Annotated in this window: 15 protein-coding genes; 4 read left to right on the forward strand and 11 right to left on the reverse strand. The window is 45.7% G+C overall.

Going from position 1 to position 15,684, the window contains the following annotated elements; translation table 11 throughout:
* The first annotated feature begins 114 nt into the window (after positions 1-114).
* Positions 115-1,086 (forward strand): stage II sporulation protein M, encoded by a 972-nt coding sequence (locus QFZ77_RS00320; protein WP_307434471.1) that lies wholly within the window; start codon positions 115-117, stop codon positions 1,084-1,086.
* Here the strand turns inward: QFZ77_RS00320 and QFZ77_RS00325 are convergent.
* The 6 genes from QFZ77_RS00325 to QFZ77_RS00350 form a co-directional block, all read right to left on the reverse strand.
* Positions 1,081-2,454 carry a DUF58 domain-containing protein gene (locus QFZ77_RS00325; protein ID WP_307434475.1) on the reverse strand — a complete coding sequence of 458 codons (1,374 nt, stop codon included), beginning with the start codon at positions 2,452-2,454 and terminating at the stop codon, positions 1,081-1,083. The genes QFZ77_RS00320 and QFZ77_RS00325 overlap by 6 nt on opposite strands.
* A complete protein-coding gene (locus QFZ77_RS00330) occupies positions 2,405-3,325 on the reverse strand; it encodes an AAA family ATPase (RefSeq protein ID WP_307434478.1) in 921 nt (306 codons plus the stop codon). Before QFZ77_RS00330 ends, QFZ77_RS00325 begins: the two co-directional genes overlap by 50 nt.
* A gap of 5 nt (positions 3,326-3,330) precedes the next feature.
* Positions 3,331-4,545: a DUF4350 domain-containing protein gene (locus QFZ77_RS00335; RefSeq protein WP_307434481.1), complete on the reverse strand. Its 1,215-nt coding sequence runs from the start codon at positions 4,543-4,545 to the stop codon at positions 3,331-3,333.
* On the reverse strand, positions 4,529-5,182 hold the full coding sequence (locus tag QFZ77_RS00340; protein ID WP_307434483.1) for a DUF4129 domain-containing protein: 654 nt from the start codon (positions 5,180-5,182) through the stop codon (positions 4,529-4,531). The genes QFZ77_RS00335 and QFZ77_RS00340 overlap by 17 nt, the downstream gene beginning before the upstream one ends.
* A complete protein-coding gene (locus QFZ77_RS00345; protein WP_307434487.1) occupies positions 5,175-6,230 on the reverse strand; it encodes a DUF7847 domain-containing protein in 1,056 nt (351 codons plus the stop codon). The genes QFZ77_RS00340 and QFZ77_RS00345 overlap by 8 nt, the downstream gene beginning before the upstream one ends.
* 109 nt (positions 6,231-6,339) lie before the next feature.
* Positions 6,340-7,947: a sensor domain-containing diguanylate cyclase gene (locus QFZ77_RS00350; RefSeq protein ID WP_307434490.1), complete on the reverse strand. Its 1,608-nt coding sequence runs from the start codon at positions 7,945-7,947 to the stop codon at positions 6,340-6,342.
* A gap of 202 nt (positions 7,948-8,149) precedes the next feature.
* Between QFZ77_RS00350 and QFZ77_RS00355 the strand changes: the two genes are divergently transcribed.
* Entirely contained in the window at positions 8,150-10,297 is a 2,148-nt protein-coding gene (locus QFZ77_RS00355; RefSeq protein ID WP_307434494.1) for a DNA topoisomerase III, read from the forward strand.
* Between the two features lie 50 nt (positions 10,298-10,347).
* On the opposite strand, the gene QFZ77_RS00360 is transcribed toward QFZ77_RS00355, so the two are convergent.
* The 4 genes from QFZ77_RS00360 to QFZ77_RS00375 form a co-directional block, all read right to left on the reverse strand.
* Positions 10,348-10,686, reverse strand: a complete 339-nt coding sequence (locus tag QFZ77_RS00360; protein ID WP_307434497.1) for a hypothetical protein — start codon at positions 10,684-10,686, stop codon at positions 10,348-10,350.
* Positions 10,687-10,789: 103 nt separating this feature from the next.
* Complete coding sequence (gene lspA, locus QFZ77_RS00365; RefSeq protein WP_307434500.1) at positions 10,790-11,260, reverse strand: signal peptidase II; 471 nt, start codon at positions 11,258-11,260, stop codon at positions 10,790-10,792.
* Between the two features lie 159 nt (positions 11,261-11,419).
* A complete protein-coding gene (locus QFZ77_RS00370; RefSeq protein WP_307434503.1) occupies positions 11,420-12,055 on the reverse strand; it encodes an HAD hydrolase-like protein in 636 nt (211 codons plus the stop codon).
* The gene (locus QFZ77_RS00375; RefSeq protein ID WP_307434506.1) at positions 12,049-12,345 is read right to left on the reverse strand and encodes a hypothetical protein; all 297 of its coding nucleotides are present in this window, start codon (positions 12,343-12,345) and stop codon (positions 12,049-12,051) included. Before QFZ77_RS00375 ends, QFZ77_RS00370 begins: the two co-directional genes overlap by 7 nt.
* Before the next feature lie 161 nt (positions 12,346-12,506).
* On the opposite strand from QFZ77_RS00375, the gene QFZ77_RS00380 reads away from it, so the two are divergent.
* Entirely contained in the window at positions 12,507-13,079 is a 573-nt protein-coding gene (locus QFZ77_RS00380; protein WP_307434509.1) for a CcdC protein domain-containing protein, read from the forward strand.
* 136 nt (positions 13,080-13,215) lie between these two features.
* The gene (locus QFZ77_RS00385; RefSeq protein WP_307434512.1) at positions 13,216-13,728 is read left to right on the forward strand and encodes a CBO0543 family protein; all 513 of its coding nucleotides are present in this window, start codon (positions 13,216-13,218) and stop codon (positions 13,726-13,728) included.
* 219 nt (positions 13,729-13,947) lie between these two features.
* Here the strand turns inward: QFZ77_RS00385 and QFZ77_RS00390 are convergent, their stop codons facing one another.
* Complete coding sequence (locus QFZ77_RS00390) at positions 13,948-15,447, reverse strand: malate:quinone oxidoreductase (RefSeq protein WP_307434515.1); 1,500 nt, start codon at positions 15,445-15,447, stop codon at positions 13,948-13,950.
* Positions 15,448-15,684: the final 237 nt, after the last annotated feature.

The following is a 15,684-nucleotide window of genomic DNA, read 5'->3' on the forward strand; positions in this document are numbered from 1 at the left end:
TTTCAAAATTATGGTAACGAATGTCATTGATATGCTAAAATGAACAAGCAAAACTCTTAGATTATGCTTACGATGCAAGTTTTGCCAAAGCAAAACTCTTAGGAGGTCCACCCCATGAATATCTCGCGCTTTATTCGAGAACATAAATCGCAATGGACAGAGCTTGAGCAGCTGCTGATTCAGCTTAGTAAGCGGAAGAGCAGTTTGCAGGCCAGCCAAGTGAATCGATTCACTGAACTTTACAAAGTCGCATCTGCTCATCTCGCTACCTTACAAACTCACATGCCTACGGATGAAACAACCCTATATCTGAATCATCTCGTGTCCCAAGCTCATAATGCGATGTATAAAGAAAATAACAAAAGCAGTAAACAGATGAAGGAGTTTTTCCTCCACTACTTTCCATCGCTAATACGCGCGAGAAGTCTATTTGTGGGCTTTGCCCTTTTCTTATTTTTGCTTGGTGGGCTGCTCGGCTTCCTGTCTGTATGGAACGATCCATTAAATCTATCCATGATCATGCCAGGGGCCATGGCCGATAGTATTGACCCTTCCAAAACCGCCGATCCACGCGGCGACCTGCATTCACCACTTGTATCAACAGCCATCATGACGAACAACATTCGAGTCGCCGTTCTCGCTTTCATAAGCGGTGTAACGCTTGGGATCGGGACCATCTATTTAATGATAAGCAACGGCCTTATTGTAGGAGCATTAGCTGCCGTTTTCATGCAATCTGGGAAAAGCTATGTATTCTGGGCTTACATATTGCCGCATGGCATTATTGAGCTTACCGCTATTTTCATCGCTGGCGGCGCCGGTTTGTATATGGGGTATCGATTCTTCGTTCCAGGGCCATATCCGCGCAAACTGCGCTTTCTGGAGTCGGCCAAGGAATCGGCCCAGCTCTTGATCGGCACGATTCCTTTATTCATCATTGCAGGGATTATTGAAGGTTACATTACACCGTCCACGATGTCGCTTGAGGTTAAATATCTCATAGCCGGAATGACTTTATTGTTACTCGCACTCTATTACGGATATGGCATTAGTCATCGATCTAAACAAAAACAATTAACGCTATAAACGATCTCGCGATTTCAAATCCAAATAAGCATTAACAGCGCTAAGTGTCAGTTGGTCGGCAGGGACATCCATCACCGGGATGCCACGGCCGGCCATTTTGGTTACATAGGCGTAACGGTCTGTTGTAAATTGGTGGGCAATACTTTGCCGATAAGCCTGGCGGCTATCCTCAGCGCGAATACGTACCCATTGATGAAGAAGCGGATCCTGCAAGGACAAGAGCAGCACATGGTGACTTCTGCGCAATCGCTGCACATATGGCAGCATCTCTTGATCATACAGATAACTTTCCATATCGGAAAATAGCACGACAAGCGAGCGTTTTTTCAGAAAGCGCAGCACATGAGAGAAGGCGATCTGTGTGTTAGACTCCACGAAATCCGTCCTCAGATCATACACGGCCCTCGTTAACTCCTGAAGATGGGAAAGCCCTTTTCCAGCCGGTACGTACACTTTCACTTGGCTTGCGTAAGCAATTAACGCTACTTGATCCCCTTGTTTAAGAGCTACGGCAGCAAGTGTTAATGCAGCTTCCAGTGTCCGGTCAAGCTTCACTTGTCCCTCAAGCTCGATAGCCATTTGCCGACCACAGTCCAACACTAAGGTCACAATCTTTCCTTTTTCCGGCTGGAAAAGGTTCGTCATCAGCTTCGTCGTGCGAGCAGACGCTTTCCAATTGATATGTCTCATATCGTCGCCTTGCACATAATCACGGATATAATGAAACTCCGAGCCGATACGCTGCTTTTTGAATAGTCGCTGGCCTTCTAATATTAATGCATCCTGTACAGCGCCTAGTACACCTCGTACCTGAGATAAATCAGGATAGATATCAATCTTATCTACCTGTTTCAATCGCACTTGCTTCTTCCAAAGCCCCATGCCTCCGGAGTAGCGCAAGTATACATGTTCGAAGAAGTATTCCCCTCTTTCGAGAGCCATCGTTGTATAAAAGAAAGAGGCTGAAGTTCCTCGGAACGCGCCGCTCAAATGGTTGCTTACCATGCTGAATGTTTGGGGCAAATGATCCATTAATTCAACGTGAACAGACGGCTGTTCCTCGGATTCAAGCTCAAGACCCACCTCAAAGCTGCTTCTGACATCCATCTGCTCCGGAAGTTTGCGCCGGATTCCCCAACTGCTGCGTTTAGGAAGCAGTAAAAGATCAATGCCACTTAACACGCAGAGCAGTGCATTCCAGCTCCAGAATACAGGTAGGGCGGCATCAAATATAGAGGCTATTAACGTGACTACTGCACCTACGAATACGAGTACAATGAATCGGTTCGTTGGCAGGATAAAGTCCTGAAGCAGGAATTTATCGAGGAACCGGAATAGAGCCGAGCGTCTCTTGGATGATGTGGTCACTTGTTCCGCCCTCCAATTCCGCTTGCGGTGTTAACAGCAGTCTGTGCCGCAGTGCAGGTCGCGCTACAAGCTTAATATCGTCAGGCGTCACATACGTTCGTCCATCCAGTAAGGCCCAAGCTTTACTTGCCATCAGGACGGCAATTCCTGCCCGGGGACTAGCTCCCAGCTGTATGCGTTTGGACTCGCGGGTCTTGCGAATAATTGTGGCAATATAGGTGTATAAGGATTCCTCCACAACCACATCGGAAAGCCTGCGCTGCAGCTCTGTGATGCGTTCTGGGGTCAGTATGGCCGCGAGTGACTCCTCTTGATGCTGCCCAAACGGTACGTGGCGGCGAAGAATTTCTACTTCAGCTTCTTCACCAGGATAATCAAGCACCAGCTTGAACAAGAAACGATCGAGCTGTGCTTCTGGTAGCGGATAGGTACCTTCGTATTCAACGGGATTTTGGGTGGCTACGACAAAAAAGGGATTTGGGAGCTTGTACGTATTCCCCTGAATCGTTACTTGGCGCTCTTCCATTGCTTCTAGGAGAGCCGCTTGTGTCTTCGGTCCGGAACGGTTAATTTCATCAGCCAATAGAACATTCGTGAAAATAGGACCTTGAATCGTAGTAAATGAATGATCCTGCATATGATAAATGACGCTGCCCGTAATATCTCCGGGCATCAGGTCTGGCGTAAATTGAATACGGCGGTAATCGCCGCCTGATAATTCCGCAAGGGTGCGCGCCATCTTGGTCTTTCCTAGACCCGGCACACCTTCCAGCAGTACATGACCGCCAGCCAATAGGGCGGTGACGAGCAGCCTTATGTTCAGCTTTTGGCCGAACAAGCGCTGCTCCATCGATTGGATTAATTCATTCATTGCGCTCACTCCTTCTCCAAGTAGGCGATCATCTCGCCCATCTCCCGCGTTCGCTGCACGAACGCTTGGGTGCTCACGCCCCGCTGCTTCGCAGCGCGGGGCCCAGCAGAGCCGCCGCTAGCAGGCGGCTCCTCCAGCAGGCGCGCGAGCTGCGCCGCCTGCGCCTCAGACATGCGGCCGTGTGCAGCTTCTGCGGCCTGCAAAGCACTTGCGCTGGGGCTAAGCCCCCAGCGCTGATGCAGCAGCTGCCGCAGGAACAGCTGCTGGTGCGCAAGCGCCTCGTGCTGGTAGCCGAGGCGCTCGTACCAAGCGGCGACGGCGTGCACGCCTTCGTCGCCGCGGCGAACCGTCCACGCCCGCGGCGTGTAGACGGGGCCAAAGCGCTTCCCGCGCAGCCAGAGCCACAGCAGCAGCGCGAGACCAAGCTGGCTGCTTGCGAGCACGAGCCACGCGGGGTAGACGGCAAGCAGTCCGGCCTTCGTCCCGAAGCCGTGATGGGTCTCATCAACCCACACGGCGTCCCAGGACTTCGCGAACAGCGGCCAGATCAATGCGAAATGGGACTCCTGATCAATCGTCCCATTCTGCATCCAGTTCGGGGTCAGCACCACGGTGATGCTGCCCGAACCTTCTTCTATACGGCTGGCGAGCACGCCGTGTTCATCTTCGAACAGCACCCGCCCGTTTCCACCGGGCTTAATCCGGTACGGTGTATCCACCCGTCCCGTCAGCAGCCCCTCTGCTGGCGTGTAATCCGGCGAGACCCTAATCGTCGAGACAGACGTCCTCTCTTCCGTACTCTCTTTCGCACTCTCTTTCGTACTCTCTTCCGTACTTCCCTTCCCAATCTCCCCCGCCAACACAGTCCCCCAAGGCTCCCACCCTTCGGGCTTGCGATCAAACAGAACAACATCATTACCCTTCCGAACCCAACCCAACAGCTGCTCGCGATCTGCCTTGGTCACAGCCGACGGCTGTAAGGCAACCAACAGCATCGCTTCACCATTGGGCAGGTTTTTCCAGTTGAGACGCCATTCCTTTACAGCCTTCTGCTTTGTACTCAGCAGTTCTTTCCAAGCTTTCGTGCCGTCGATATCCGCCGAGAAGGACAGATAGGGAGGTTGATCTGGGTGCTTTGGCTTTACTAGCCAGTAGCCTAATGCGAGAAATAACAGGATGCTGAGTGCTAGTCCCACATGCAGCTTATTCAGCCCTCTCATGTGCAAAGCCCTCCTCCCTGCCGATAACACGGGCAATCTGTTCATACATAGAAGTAAACTGTTCCTCTGTTACAACTTCCTTGCCATACCAAATGCGTTCAAATAAAAGCGAGCTATCATGGAACAAAGGGACTAGGGAAGAAGCTGAACCTCCCAGCTCCTCCGCATACTCCCAGTTCGTCTTCCATTTCTCCACACGAATCATACGTTTAGCTTCCATAAAGAACAGAAGTGACAGAAAGACCGAGCGTACGCCCTCTCTCCAGTCCCCAGTTCCCCTTAGCTCCGCTGCTTGCTGCCAATAGAAGCGATAAGAACGGCTAATTTCTCCTACAGGCAAGTAAGCATCAGAGCGGATTCTCTTTTGCCAAATAATTTGCTTCAAGAACCAATAAATCGCAAATGCAGCAATTCCAAGAAGTGTAACGACAACACCAACTGTCATCCAGTCCGTTACCGAATCAGAAACTTGAAAATCTGGCAGCCAGCTCCGTATTTTACGAAAAAGCGGCTTCAACCATGCCCAGAACGAGCTGTTCTCTTTGACCTTATAAGCCGTATATTCGCTTTGATTTAAGATTTGATTTAATTGCTCTTTATCCTCTTGCAAAGAAGTCGCTAAAGCTGCATTAATCATTCTTTTTATCCAAGTCTATCGGACGAAGATCTTCAAAAGTATCAAACGGCTCCAGTTCTTCCGCTGGTTCAGTTGGAGAAGTTTGTATGGTGCTTTCAATCAACGACTCAAGTCCCAGCCCCTCATTACGAACCTTTAGATCGAAATAGCTAACCGCATAAGGCAGAAACCATAGGGACATGATCAATATTGAAATTAAACTTTGTAATAACTGAGCCCCTAGTCCTAAACCCAAGACTGCAGCAATAATCAACTGAATGACGAATAGGAAAAGATACAAAATGAGCGAAAGTACGAAGTACATCAAAAATAGACGCCAGAAGCTTTTGCGGGTCAATTTCCAACTGCGGCCTAGACCAACAGACTCTTCTTCCAGCGCGACAAAAGGCAAATAATAACACCAGCGAATGAAAAAATAGGAAAAGGCGAAGATGGCTCCAAGACCAAGGATGACGAAGAAGACAATGGTTAGTGCCATCGCACCTCCACCAAAACCTCCTACCGAACTGGATAAGCTTCCTCCTATTGCAAAGACGATAGCAAAAATGGCAATAATAATAACGAGACCTATGTATATTCCGAACATGATAAGGCCATACAAAAACGTACTTCCTGCTAATGGCCAAAATCGACGGAACGATTTGCGCAATAGCCCCCCAACTCCCGGTGTTCCTTCGCCGAAAAGGTTCGCTTTAACCAAATGTAAGACAGAAGCTACCGAAGCTGGCATAAGGCCAAGAATCATGATTGGTACTAAAACCAACACAAAGAGGAGTGTCTTCCCTATGTCTTTCGGCGTCTGATTATTTTTCATAAAAGAACCGGATCCAAACATATCCTGCATGGATGCTCCACTGCGAATCTGCTCAAGAATGGATGATGACGTACTTGCCGTCTCTTGATACGTCAGCAAATGCTGCAGTAAGTAAAATGGACCATACAAGATCAGCATGATAATTGTCAATGTCACAAAATGCTTGCGGTACAAATGGAAACTGCGATCTAATATTCTTCCAATTCCCATTGGTCTTAATGATGCGTTTTGCATGGAGAACCCCCTAAATGTTGGTAATTCAAATACTCTCTGACTATTATACACTAAACCCTCAAATTTCTGACCATCAAATTCTACACAAAAAAAACTAGATCAATACCTATCATTGATCTAGTTCTACTCTGTTTCTTCCACCGGATTTCGCGCGATAGAGTGCATGGTCTGCTCTGGAAACCATATCTTCAAGTACCATCGTACCGAACACCAGAGTAGGAGAATATTCAGCTACACCTATGCTCGCTGTTAGTCTTACGGTAACCTGCTCATCCGAGTATGGTTCTTCCATGATATGTCGTCTCAGATCCTCTGCCAAGCTTACACTTTCTTGTGCATTTTTACGCAGGGCAAGCAGGATAAACTCTTCGCCTCCATAGCGTGCAACAATCGTATCTGTTCCCGAATGCCGCTGTAGTATAGAAGCAACGTGATGAAGGACGCGATCACCCACCAAATGCCCATAGGTATCATTGATTTTCTTAAAATGGTCAATATCGAACATCATAACGGAGCACATTTGCCCTGCAGCAATACTGGCTTGAAGCTGTTTATTTCCTTCTTGCATCATATAACGGCGATTATGAATTTCTGTCAATTGATCCACCAATGCGGAATGCTCCAATAGCGAAATATTCTTCTTGAGCTTATCAGACATCAGGTTGAATGTATTGACCAACTGCCGCAATTCAATCGGAGCCATTCTAATTTTATCCGCATCAATCTGATAGTCGTAGTTCCCGTTCTGAATGATCTTTGTACCGCGAAGCAAGTATCTAATCGGTCTCTCCATTCTAGATGCAATCGTAACGGCAGCACCGATACTGAAAATAAGTGCTATAAGTGAAATGATAATAATCGCAATACTTAATTGATTTAATTTTTGAAATACTTCTCTCTGTGTGATCTCGCCTACGACAACCCAGCTTTTTCCCGTAGACCATTTATACTGGCCATATACCCTTTCACCGCGAAATCCGATGTAGGAATCATTCGAAGTGTTCCCTGTCTTGGCTCTTTGCATAATTTCAGTTTTCATCGGGGCATTGACAAATTCTTCGTTTTTACTTGTATCATTTGAGGCTGTGACAATATTCCCGTCCGAATCCAACACATAAACTTCCCCAGTTTCACCAAAACTTAGCTGCTTCATTAAACTATTCAGCATTTCCAATGTTACTACGCCTAGCACAGCACCTTTGAAATCATTATGGTCGCCAAGCACGGGGGCAGAGAACGTTATGATGGGTCTTCCTGAATCTTTGGATATGATAACGCCGGAGATAAAGCTTTTCTTCTCAAGCGCTTGTTTAAAATAAAGTCTATCTCCGACATACAACTGGCTTCTAGGATCCGTATCTGAACGAATATATCCATCTTTTTCTATGTAACTAATCGACAAGAATTCAGAATTCACTCGTGAATAATCTTGAAATTCTCTTTTCAAATCGCCTATTTCATGAAATTTGGCATGGTCGGATACGGCGAAGCGTTTAATTGTATCCAGTTTTTCCTGATTCCATCTTTCAATATACAGACTTTGTAAGGTGATTACTTGTTTTAACTGATTTTCCGCTTCATCTAAACGATCTTTCTTCTCTATAAAATAAAAAGGGACAATAATTGAAAAGGCTAGTGCTACAATGGCAACGCCAATCCATAATTGAAACCTCATTTTAATCGTTTGATTGGAAAAAAAAGAATATATGGGTCTCATTACGATTTTACTCCTTCTCATCCCTTATTTCATCATTATACCCTTATATTAGGACAAGAACAGACAATTTTCTCCTTTTTTTCAACAATAAAAAAGCTCTCATCCGAATCGATTTGAGCTTCAGTTTCGAGCTGCAGCGCATTGAAAAGCATGCTTTTTTCGCTTATGCTAATTTGTAAGCAGAAATGAGGTCATTTTCCCTATGAAAATTCTAGTGCTCACCGAAAAACCAAGCGTAGCCAAAGAAATTGCCCGCGTCCTTGGCTGCAACCAAAAGCAAAAACACCATTACGAAGGTGCCAAATATGTCGTCACTTGGGCACTGGGCCATCTCGTTACCCTTGCCGAGCCTGATGATTACGATCCCAAGTACAAAACTTGGAACCTGGAAGATCTCCCCATCATCCCTGAGCGTATGAAGCTTAAGGTGATGAAGGAAACATCACAGCAGTACCGTGCGATTGAGCAGCTTAGCCGCCGGGGTGACCTCGCAGAGCTGGTCATTGCGACGGATGCGGGGCGCGAAGGCGAGCTCGTCGCGCGCTGGATTATGGAACTGATCCGCTGGAAGAAGCCGTTCAAACGGCTTTGGATCTCGTCGCAGACGGATCAGGCGATTCGCGAAGGCTTCGCGCAGCTGAAGCCGGGCACGGACTACAACCGGCTGTATCAAGCAGCCGTCTGCCGTTCCGAGGCCGATTGGCTAATCGGCCTGAATGTCACCCGCGCGCTGACCAGCAAGTTCGGCGCGTCCTTGTCCGCTGGGCGTGTGCAGACGCCCACGTTGGCCATGATGACGGGCCGCGAGGCGGAAATCCGGGATTTCCGATCCGTCGACTATTGGTTGATCGAAGCCGATCTGGGCTCTTTCCGCGCGGTGTGGCGAGACCCCAAAACAGGCGATTCGCGCATTTTTGACCGCGAGCGCGCAGATGCCTTAAAAGCGAAGCTGCAGGGCCAGAGCGGCAAAATCCTGCACGTGCAAAAAACCGAAAAGCAGATTCCGCATCCGCTTGCTTATGACCTAACCGAATTGCAACGCGATGCTAACCGCAAATTTGGTTTTTCAGCTAAGCAGACGTCGAATGTGCTGCAAAGATTGTATGAGCAGTACAAGTTGGTCACCTATCCGCGTACCGATTCACGTTACTTGACCTCGGACATGGTGCCGACCCTGCTCGGCAGGCTCAAGGGTGCAGCCATTGGCCCCTACGCAGCGCTAGCGGCTCCTTTTATACGCAAACCGTTAACGATTACGAAACGCATTGTCGACGATACCAAGGTAAGCGACCACCATGCGATTATTCCTACTGGAGAAGCCATTTCACTCGCCACCTTAAGCGCTGACGAACGCCGTCTCTATGATCTCATTTTGCGGAGATTTCTAGCCTTATTCTGCGGTCCTTGCCGCTATGATGAAACCAAGCTGACTGTGGAAATAGCCGGAGAGAAGCTATATGCATCGGGTAAAGTGGTTAAACAAGCCGGTTGGAAAGACGTGTACGGAGCCACTGATTTCACCGATCCAGATCGGGAAGATACCGAGTCTGATGAAGACTCTGCTCAGCTGCTGCCCCAAGCTGCCGAAAAAGACGCCGTAACCGTCCGTAACGCCCGTCAATTAAGCCGCCAGACGAAACCGCCTGCTAGATACAACGAGGCCTCCTTGCTTTCTCAAATGGAAAAATGGGGCCTCGGCACGCCCGCTACACGCGCTGACATTATTGAGAAGCTTGTGTCTTCCGACACCATTGAACGTCAAGGCTCCTTACTCGTTCCAACTGGCAAAGGGACTCAGCTCATAGAGCTCGCTTCGGAGGAGCTGCGTTCTCCTGAGCTTACAGCCCGCTGGGAGCTGGAACTAGAACGCATTTCCAAAGGCAAAGGAAGCATGGAGCAATTCCTAAGCGGCATTCGCAAAAAAGCAGCCGAGCTGGTCGATGAGGTCAAGAAAAGCTCTGCGGCCTATAAGCCGCATAATTTAACGGGCAGCAAATGCCCGGATTGCGGGGAGTTTCTCCAAGAAGTAAAGGGGAAACGAGGCCGCTACCTCGTTTGTTCCAGCCGCGAATGCTCCTATAAACGCGAAGCTGATGGACAACTGACCAACCACCGCTGCCCGCAGTGTCATAAGAAAATGGAGATCCACACCGGCAAATCCGGCAAGTATTTCCAATGCCGTCCTTGTAACGTTGTCGAGAAAATAGACAATGAATCAACTGGCGGCGGCCGGCGCGCTTCTGCCAAAGCGAACCGTCAGTTGATCGAGAAGTTTTCCGATCAAACCCAGCTTGGCAACTCACTTGCTGACAAATTGATGGCTGCGCTGCAGCAGAAGAATGACGAGTAGCCAAATAAAAAAAACCAAGCGAGACTGCTGTCGTCGCTTGGTTTAACTCTCTATTTACTACTCACAGCTACTGTTCCTTTTACCGCTAGTTGAAGCTGTTCCAAACTCGTAATTCCCAAACTAATGAGCGCTTCTCCCGCTTCCATGTGGACATTCGCTAGCATATGCATACTTGTATTGGGTACAAGTGATTTTCGGAATTCATGAAATAAGACAGCGTTGTACGTTTTAAGAACTGTCATGAATTCTACCGTTGGAGGGATAAATGAACGGATTTCGGAAGCTTTCCAGAAAAAATCCCTCACTAACATAATATCAGCACCCGTGCGGGTCAACTTTCGAATCATTGCAAAAAATTCATCGATCAATATCTGTTTATCCGGCCTCATGTGACCATCCTCCAGTTCAGCGTCTTCTCGTTCAAAAACCGTCTACTTGAAGGATATCATAAATAGTACTTTTGATCTACCTGTATAGTTTAATATACCTATATTATTGAAAATTTTTCTGTTTTGGTAACAGCTTATGCCGATATGAGAGAAACATATCCAGTACAAAAAACACCACACCCAAATTAATCGCTAAGTCAGCCAAATTCATCACACCATGGCCAGATCGAAAAACGATGAAGTCGGTCACTTTACCAAATAATAATCGTTCGATGTCATTACCAATAGCCCCGCCCACGAAAAATGCGGCACCAACCTCTTTGAAGAATCCTTGAAAGCTTCCTTTTTTTCTGTAATACAAAATAACAGCAATAATCACAACAGCAAGAATTCCTAAATAACGCGCTGAGCCCTGCAGCGAACTGCCTGCTGCTCCACTATTTTGATAATGCGAAAACGAAATGATGTCTTTATAAAACGGCATAGATTCGCCTACTTTTAAGATAGACCGAATCCACACCTTCGAAATTTGATCCACGGCTGTCACTACAAATATGATGAGATAAAATAACATTAGACGCCTCCTCCCGCAAATATCACCTCATAGATTCTATATTACATGATGACACCACTCGACTGCGAATGTTGCCAATAGCTCTTATAAAAGCAAACACAAATAACTACCTCAGACTCTGTCTGTGATAGCTATTTGCGCCCTCTTTTACCCTTCCTATCAGGTTAAGGACAGAAGTGTTTTTAGCAGCTCTCCGGGAGAGTTTACTAAGTAATCGGGCTTTCCACTGAGCAATAAATGCTGAGAATCATAGCCCCATGTAACGGCAACTATGGGAACGCCTAGTTTCCTGCAAGCTTCGATATCCCTTAATTCATCTCCAACATAGATCATCCGCGAGGGGGAAGTCCCCCATTGTTTCATTACTTTGCGAATCGAATGATGCTTACCAAAAATATGCTTAGCCGAAATGATTTCCTTGAACGCGCCATCCAGCTTATTATTTTTAAGAATCTGACGAATATTCACCTCGGAATTGGAAGAGAGTATGGAGCTTCTCATCCCTTGTGAGGAAACTCTGGCAATAACTTCTTTCATCCCAGGTACAATGTGAAGTGTACGAATATTTTCTTGATAGAGCTGTCTACCGGCCGTTACTAGCTTTGGAATTTGGAGTACCGGTACACCTAAGCGATCCACCCGCTCAGAGATTGAAAGTGATCTCAGAAGCGCAAGGTCTTGGTCTCGAATCCTGCGAAATTGATACTGCACGGCCATTTCATTATATAGCTTAACAAGTAATGCTCTAGAATCGACCAGTGTCCCATCAAAATCAAAGAGGATGTGTTTTACCATTCTGTTGTATATAGAAATAAGGCCGGACCCTCGGGCGGCACTTGGCGAATTTGATTATGAATAAACTCCTCTTGCGGATCCACAGCGATATGCGGATTGCTAACGACCCGTACATCTTCCCATACACAGGATACACCAAGTCCATGTTCATCGGCATCACCGGCAAACATTTTGCATCCTTTGCAAAATTGCTCTTTCTGTTGGTCGTCAAGCTTCACAATTTTATTACGAAGACAGCAGTAAATTTCATTCTCTGTATTACATACATTAACATGGGTGATTAGAGCCATTGACTGTCAACTCCTTGCGGCACTTTTTGTGTGTAATAGTAAGTTTATCGCGCTATCATTAAGTGTATGACTGTTTTTTGTAAACGAAATATTTTTTTCGCTGACAACCTGCCTAATTTGTTACAATAAGGAAAAAATACGTTTCTCTTGGAGGAAATCTCATGCAAAACTGGATGCACTATGCCATTCCTTTCCTACTCATTGGCCTTTTTATCTATCGAAGAACGAAGCGAACCATTGGTTTTCAAAAGTTATCACGAGGCAGACTTAAATTCCGACTCACTCTCTTTAGTATCCTCGGAGCTGTCATCTTCCTGCTAGGCTTTGTCCATCCCATCCATTTCATTGGTTATATAATCGGCCTAGCAGCAGGTATCGCACTCGGACTCACCGCGATTCGCCACACCCTTTTCGAACATCGTACGGACGGATGGTACTATCGCACCCACTTATGGATCGAAATTACGGTTCTGGTGCTATTTCTTAGCCGGATCGTTTATCGCTTGGCCTTTATCAGTCTTTCATCCAACTCAGCGAGCATGAATCCGGTAGATCCAACTCAATTTACCAAAGACCCACTGACCGCAGGTGTATTCTTCATCATTTTGTCTTACTACGTCTTATTTTTCAGTTATCTCCTTCGCGAAGAAGCCAAATTGGATCCAGCTCCTTTAGTCTCTGATGATACAAGTGATCTTTCGAATCCACAGGCAAACGTTAATGTGGTTAAGTAATCCCTAACTTCAAAGAAAACAAAGAGCAGTCCAAAACTAGAAAATATAGTTTTAGACTGTTTTTGTATTTATTGTATAAACGATGGATTAATTGGAATAATAAGCACTTAACATGAACAAAGGAGTTCGAAATCCCTTGGTTGCGATTTTATACTCGGTTTTATGGTTACTAGCAGCTCTTCGGTTTGCGGACCGAAAATGGGAGCAGTACTATCCAACACTCCTCTTTGCTGCGTTATGTAATGGTCTCTATGAGTTGATCTGTTATCAATATCAACTTTGGCAAATGGAGCCGAATGGGCTTCCGGTTGCCACGATTCCGATCCTATTGCTTATTCTGATTGGCATGCCTGTATCGACTTGGGTATACCTATCGAACTACCCGCGAAATCATAAACTTCTTTCCCAGGCTTATTACATCATCTTTTTCACTGGTATTTTTGTTTTGCTTGAATTTGTATCTGTGAAATGTGGAGCAATAACGTATCATAATGGATGGAACCTACTTTGGTCCTCATTTTTCGATATGATCATGTTTATCATGCTGCGTATTCATTATCGCAAACCGTTATTCGGCTTGCTCATGTCGGTACCCTATACCGGATTATTAATGAGTATTTTTGATGTAGGTTTTGATAAAATGAAATGAACCTCGAAGCCGATTGGTCAGCTGCTTCGTTCTGACTCTGCATTCACAAGATTATTATTGTCTTTATGCGTGTAAAGGTGAAATTTAAAAAGCGCGATGCTAAAATGACATCGCGCTTTTAATGCTTGGGCCAGTTCCTATTCAATCCTGAAATGCCGCCCTTTGAAAAATGTTGCTTAAACTTGTTCATTAAATACCTTTGTTTCTACATCCAAAGAACTAACCATAGACTAGCTCTTTTTCGCTTAGACCAAGCGTCTCTGCTGTTGAAGTATGAATTTCGTGCAGAAGCTCTGGATTTTCCATTAGTGACACGCCATAAGAAGGAATCATTTCTTTAATTTTCGGTTCCCACTCTTTCATATGTTGCGGGAAGCATTTTTTAATTACCTCAAGCATAACGTGAACAGCAGTAGAAGCACCTGGAGAAGCACCTAGTAATGCTGCAATCGAGCCATCAGCGGAACTAATAACTTCCGTGCCAAATTGAAGTGTACCTTTACCGCCTGCTTCAGTATCTTTGATAACTTGCACACGTTGGCCCGCTGCTACTAAATCCCAATCCCCGCTTTTGGCGTTCGGGATAAACTCTCGCAACTCTTCCATGCGCTTTTCTTTCGATAACATAACTTGCTCGATCAGGTATTTTGTCAATGACATATTTTTTGCACCTGCCGACAACATCGTTACGAGATTATCCGGTTTTACGGAAGTTACCAAATCAAACATTGAACCTGTTTTTAAAAACTTTGGTGAGAAGCCGGCAAATGGTCCAAATAGCAATGATTTTTTATTGTCGATAAATCTTGTGTCAAGATGCGGAACAGACATTGGAGGAGCTCCAACCTTAGCTTTACCGTATACTTTTGCATGATGCTGCGCTACAACATCCGGATTATTACACACCATAAATATTCCGCTTACCGGGAATCCTCCAATATGTTTTCCTTCAGGAATGCCGGATTTTTGCAGTAAATGCAGGCTTCCTCCCCCGCCACCGATAAAGACGAATTTTGCAGTATGGCGTTCGACGTTACCGCTGTCATTTCGTACTTTCAATTCCCACGAGCCGTCTCTAGTACGTTTAATATTATCAACGCTATGTTTGTATTTGATATCGACGTTTTTACTCTTTAAGTGGTCAAACAAAATGCGCGTTAAAGCGCCAAAGTTGACATCAGTTCCAGAGTCGATTTTTGTTGCAGCTATAGGTTCATTCGATGGACGATCTTGTATAATAAGCGGAATCCATTCCATCAGTTTTCCAGGATCATCGGAAAATTCCATCCATTGAAATAGAGGATTATTTGACATCGCTTCAAAACGTTTCTTTAAAAACGTTACATTTTGTTCCCCTTGTACCATACTCATATGTGGCAATCGCATGATAAAGTCCTGCGGATTACGTATCAGCTTGCTGTTTACAAGATAAGACCAAAACTGCATTGAAAGCTGAAACTGTTCATTAATTTGGATAGCTTTGCTAATATCTATAGATCCGTCTGGTTTTTCGACAGTGTAGTTAAGCTCGCATAGTGCCGCATGCCCTGTTCCTGCGTTATTCCATTCGTTAGAGCTTTCTTCTCCTGCATTTTCGAGCTTCTCAAACACTGTAATTTCCCATTCCGGTACTAATTCTTTCAGAAGTGTCACTAAAGTCGCACTCATGACTCCGGCACCAATTAAGATGACGTCTGTTTTAGTTTCTCTGTTGCTCATTTTTACCATCCTTATACCCTAAATTTGCAGAAAGGATGTAGGCGCTCCTGCTTAGGCGTCACACCAAACCAAGGCGCGAACTAGTCACACACCTTTTCTGTTTCAATTATAACCATATCATAGTGTATTACAATTATTTATAGATTAAAATATCTACTATTATCTGATTATTATAAGCTATTTAATAGCTGGTGAAAAGTGAGAAATCCGTCCACAAGGTCCTAGGAACACACAAAA

Source organism: Paenibacillus sp. V4I3 (assembly GCF_030817215.1).
GTDB lineage: Bacteria > Bacillota > Bacilli > Paenibacillales > NBRC-103111 > Paenibacillus_E.

Bases quoted from the DNA above. Each gene is read 5' to 3' on its own strand.
- QFZ77_RS00320 (WP_307434471.1), top strand. From the start codon at position 115: ATGAATATCTCGCGCTTTATTCGAGAACATAAATCGCAATGGACAGAG.
- QFZ77_RS00330 (WP_307434478.1), bottom strand. From the start codon at position 3,325: ATGAATGAATTAATCCAATCGATGGAGCAGCGCTTGTTCGGCCAAAAG.
- QFZ77_RS00335 (WP_307434481.1), bottom strand. From the start codon at position 4,545: ATGAGAGGGCTGAATAAGCTGCATGTGGGACTAGCACTCAGCATCCTG.
- QFZ77_RS00340 (WP_307434483.1), bottom strand. From the start codon at position 5,182: ATGATTAATGCAGCTTTAGCGACTTCTTTGCAAGAGGATAAAGAGCAA.
- QFZ77_RS00345 (WP_307434487.1), bottom strand. From the start codon at position 6,230: ATGCAAAACGCATCATTAAGACCAATGGGAATTGGAAGAATATTAGAT.
- QFZ77_RS00350 (WP_307434490.1), bottom strand. From the start codon at position 7,947: ATGAGACCCATATATTCTTTTTTTTCCAATCAAACGATTAAAATGAGG.
- QFZ77_RS00355 (WP_307434494.1), top strand. From the start codon at position 8,150: ATGAAAATTCTAGTGCTCACCGAAAAACCAAGCGTAGCCAAAGAAATT.
- QFZ77_RS00360 (WP_307434497.1), bottom strand. From the start codon at position 10,686: ATGAGGCCGGATAAACAGATATTGATCGATGAATTTTTTGCAATGATT.
- lspA (WP_307434500.1), bottom strand. From the start codon at position 11,260: ATGTTATTTTATCTCATCATATTTGTAGTGACAGCCGTGGATCAAATT.
- QFZ77_RS00370 (WP_307434503.1), bottom strand. From the start codon at position 12,055: ATGGTAAAACACATCCTCTTTGATTTTGATGGGACACTGGTCGATTCT.
- QFZ77_RS00375 (WP_307434506.1), bottom strand. From the start codon at position 12,345: ATGGCTCTAATCACCCATGTTAATGTATGTAATACAGAGAATGAAATT.
- QFZ77_RS00380 (WP_307434509.1), top strand. From the start codon at position 12,507: ATGCAAAACTGGATGCACTATGCCATTCCTTTCCTACTCATTGGCCTT.
- QFZ77_RS00390 (WP_307434515.1), bottom strand. From the start codon at position 15,447: ATGAGCAACAGAGAAACTAAAACAGACGTCATCTTAATTGGTGCCGGA.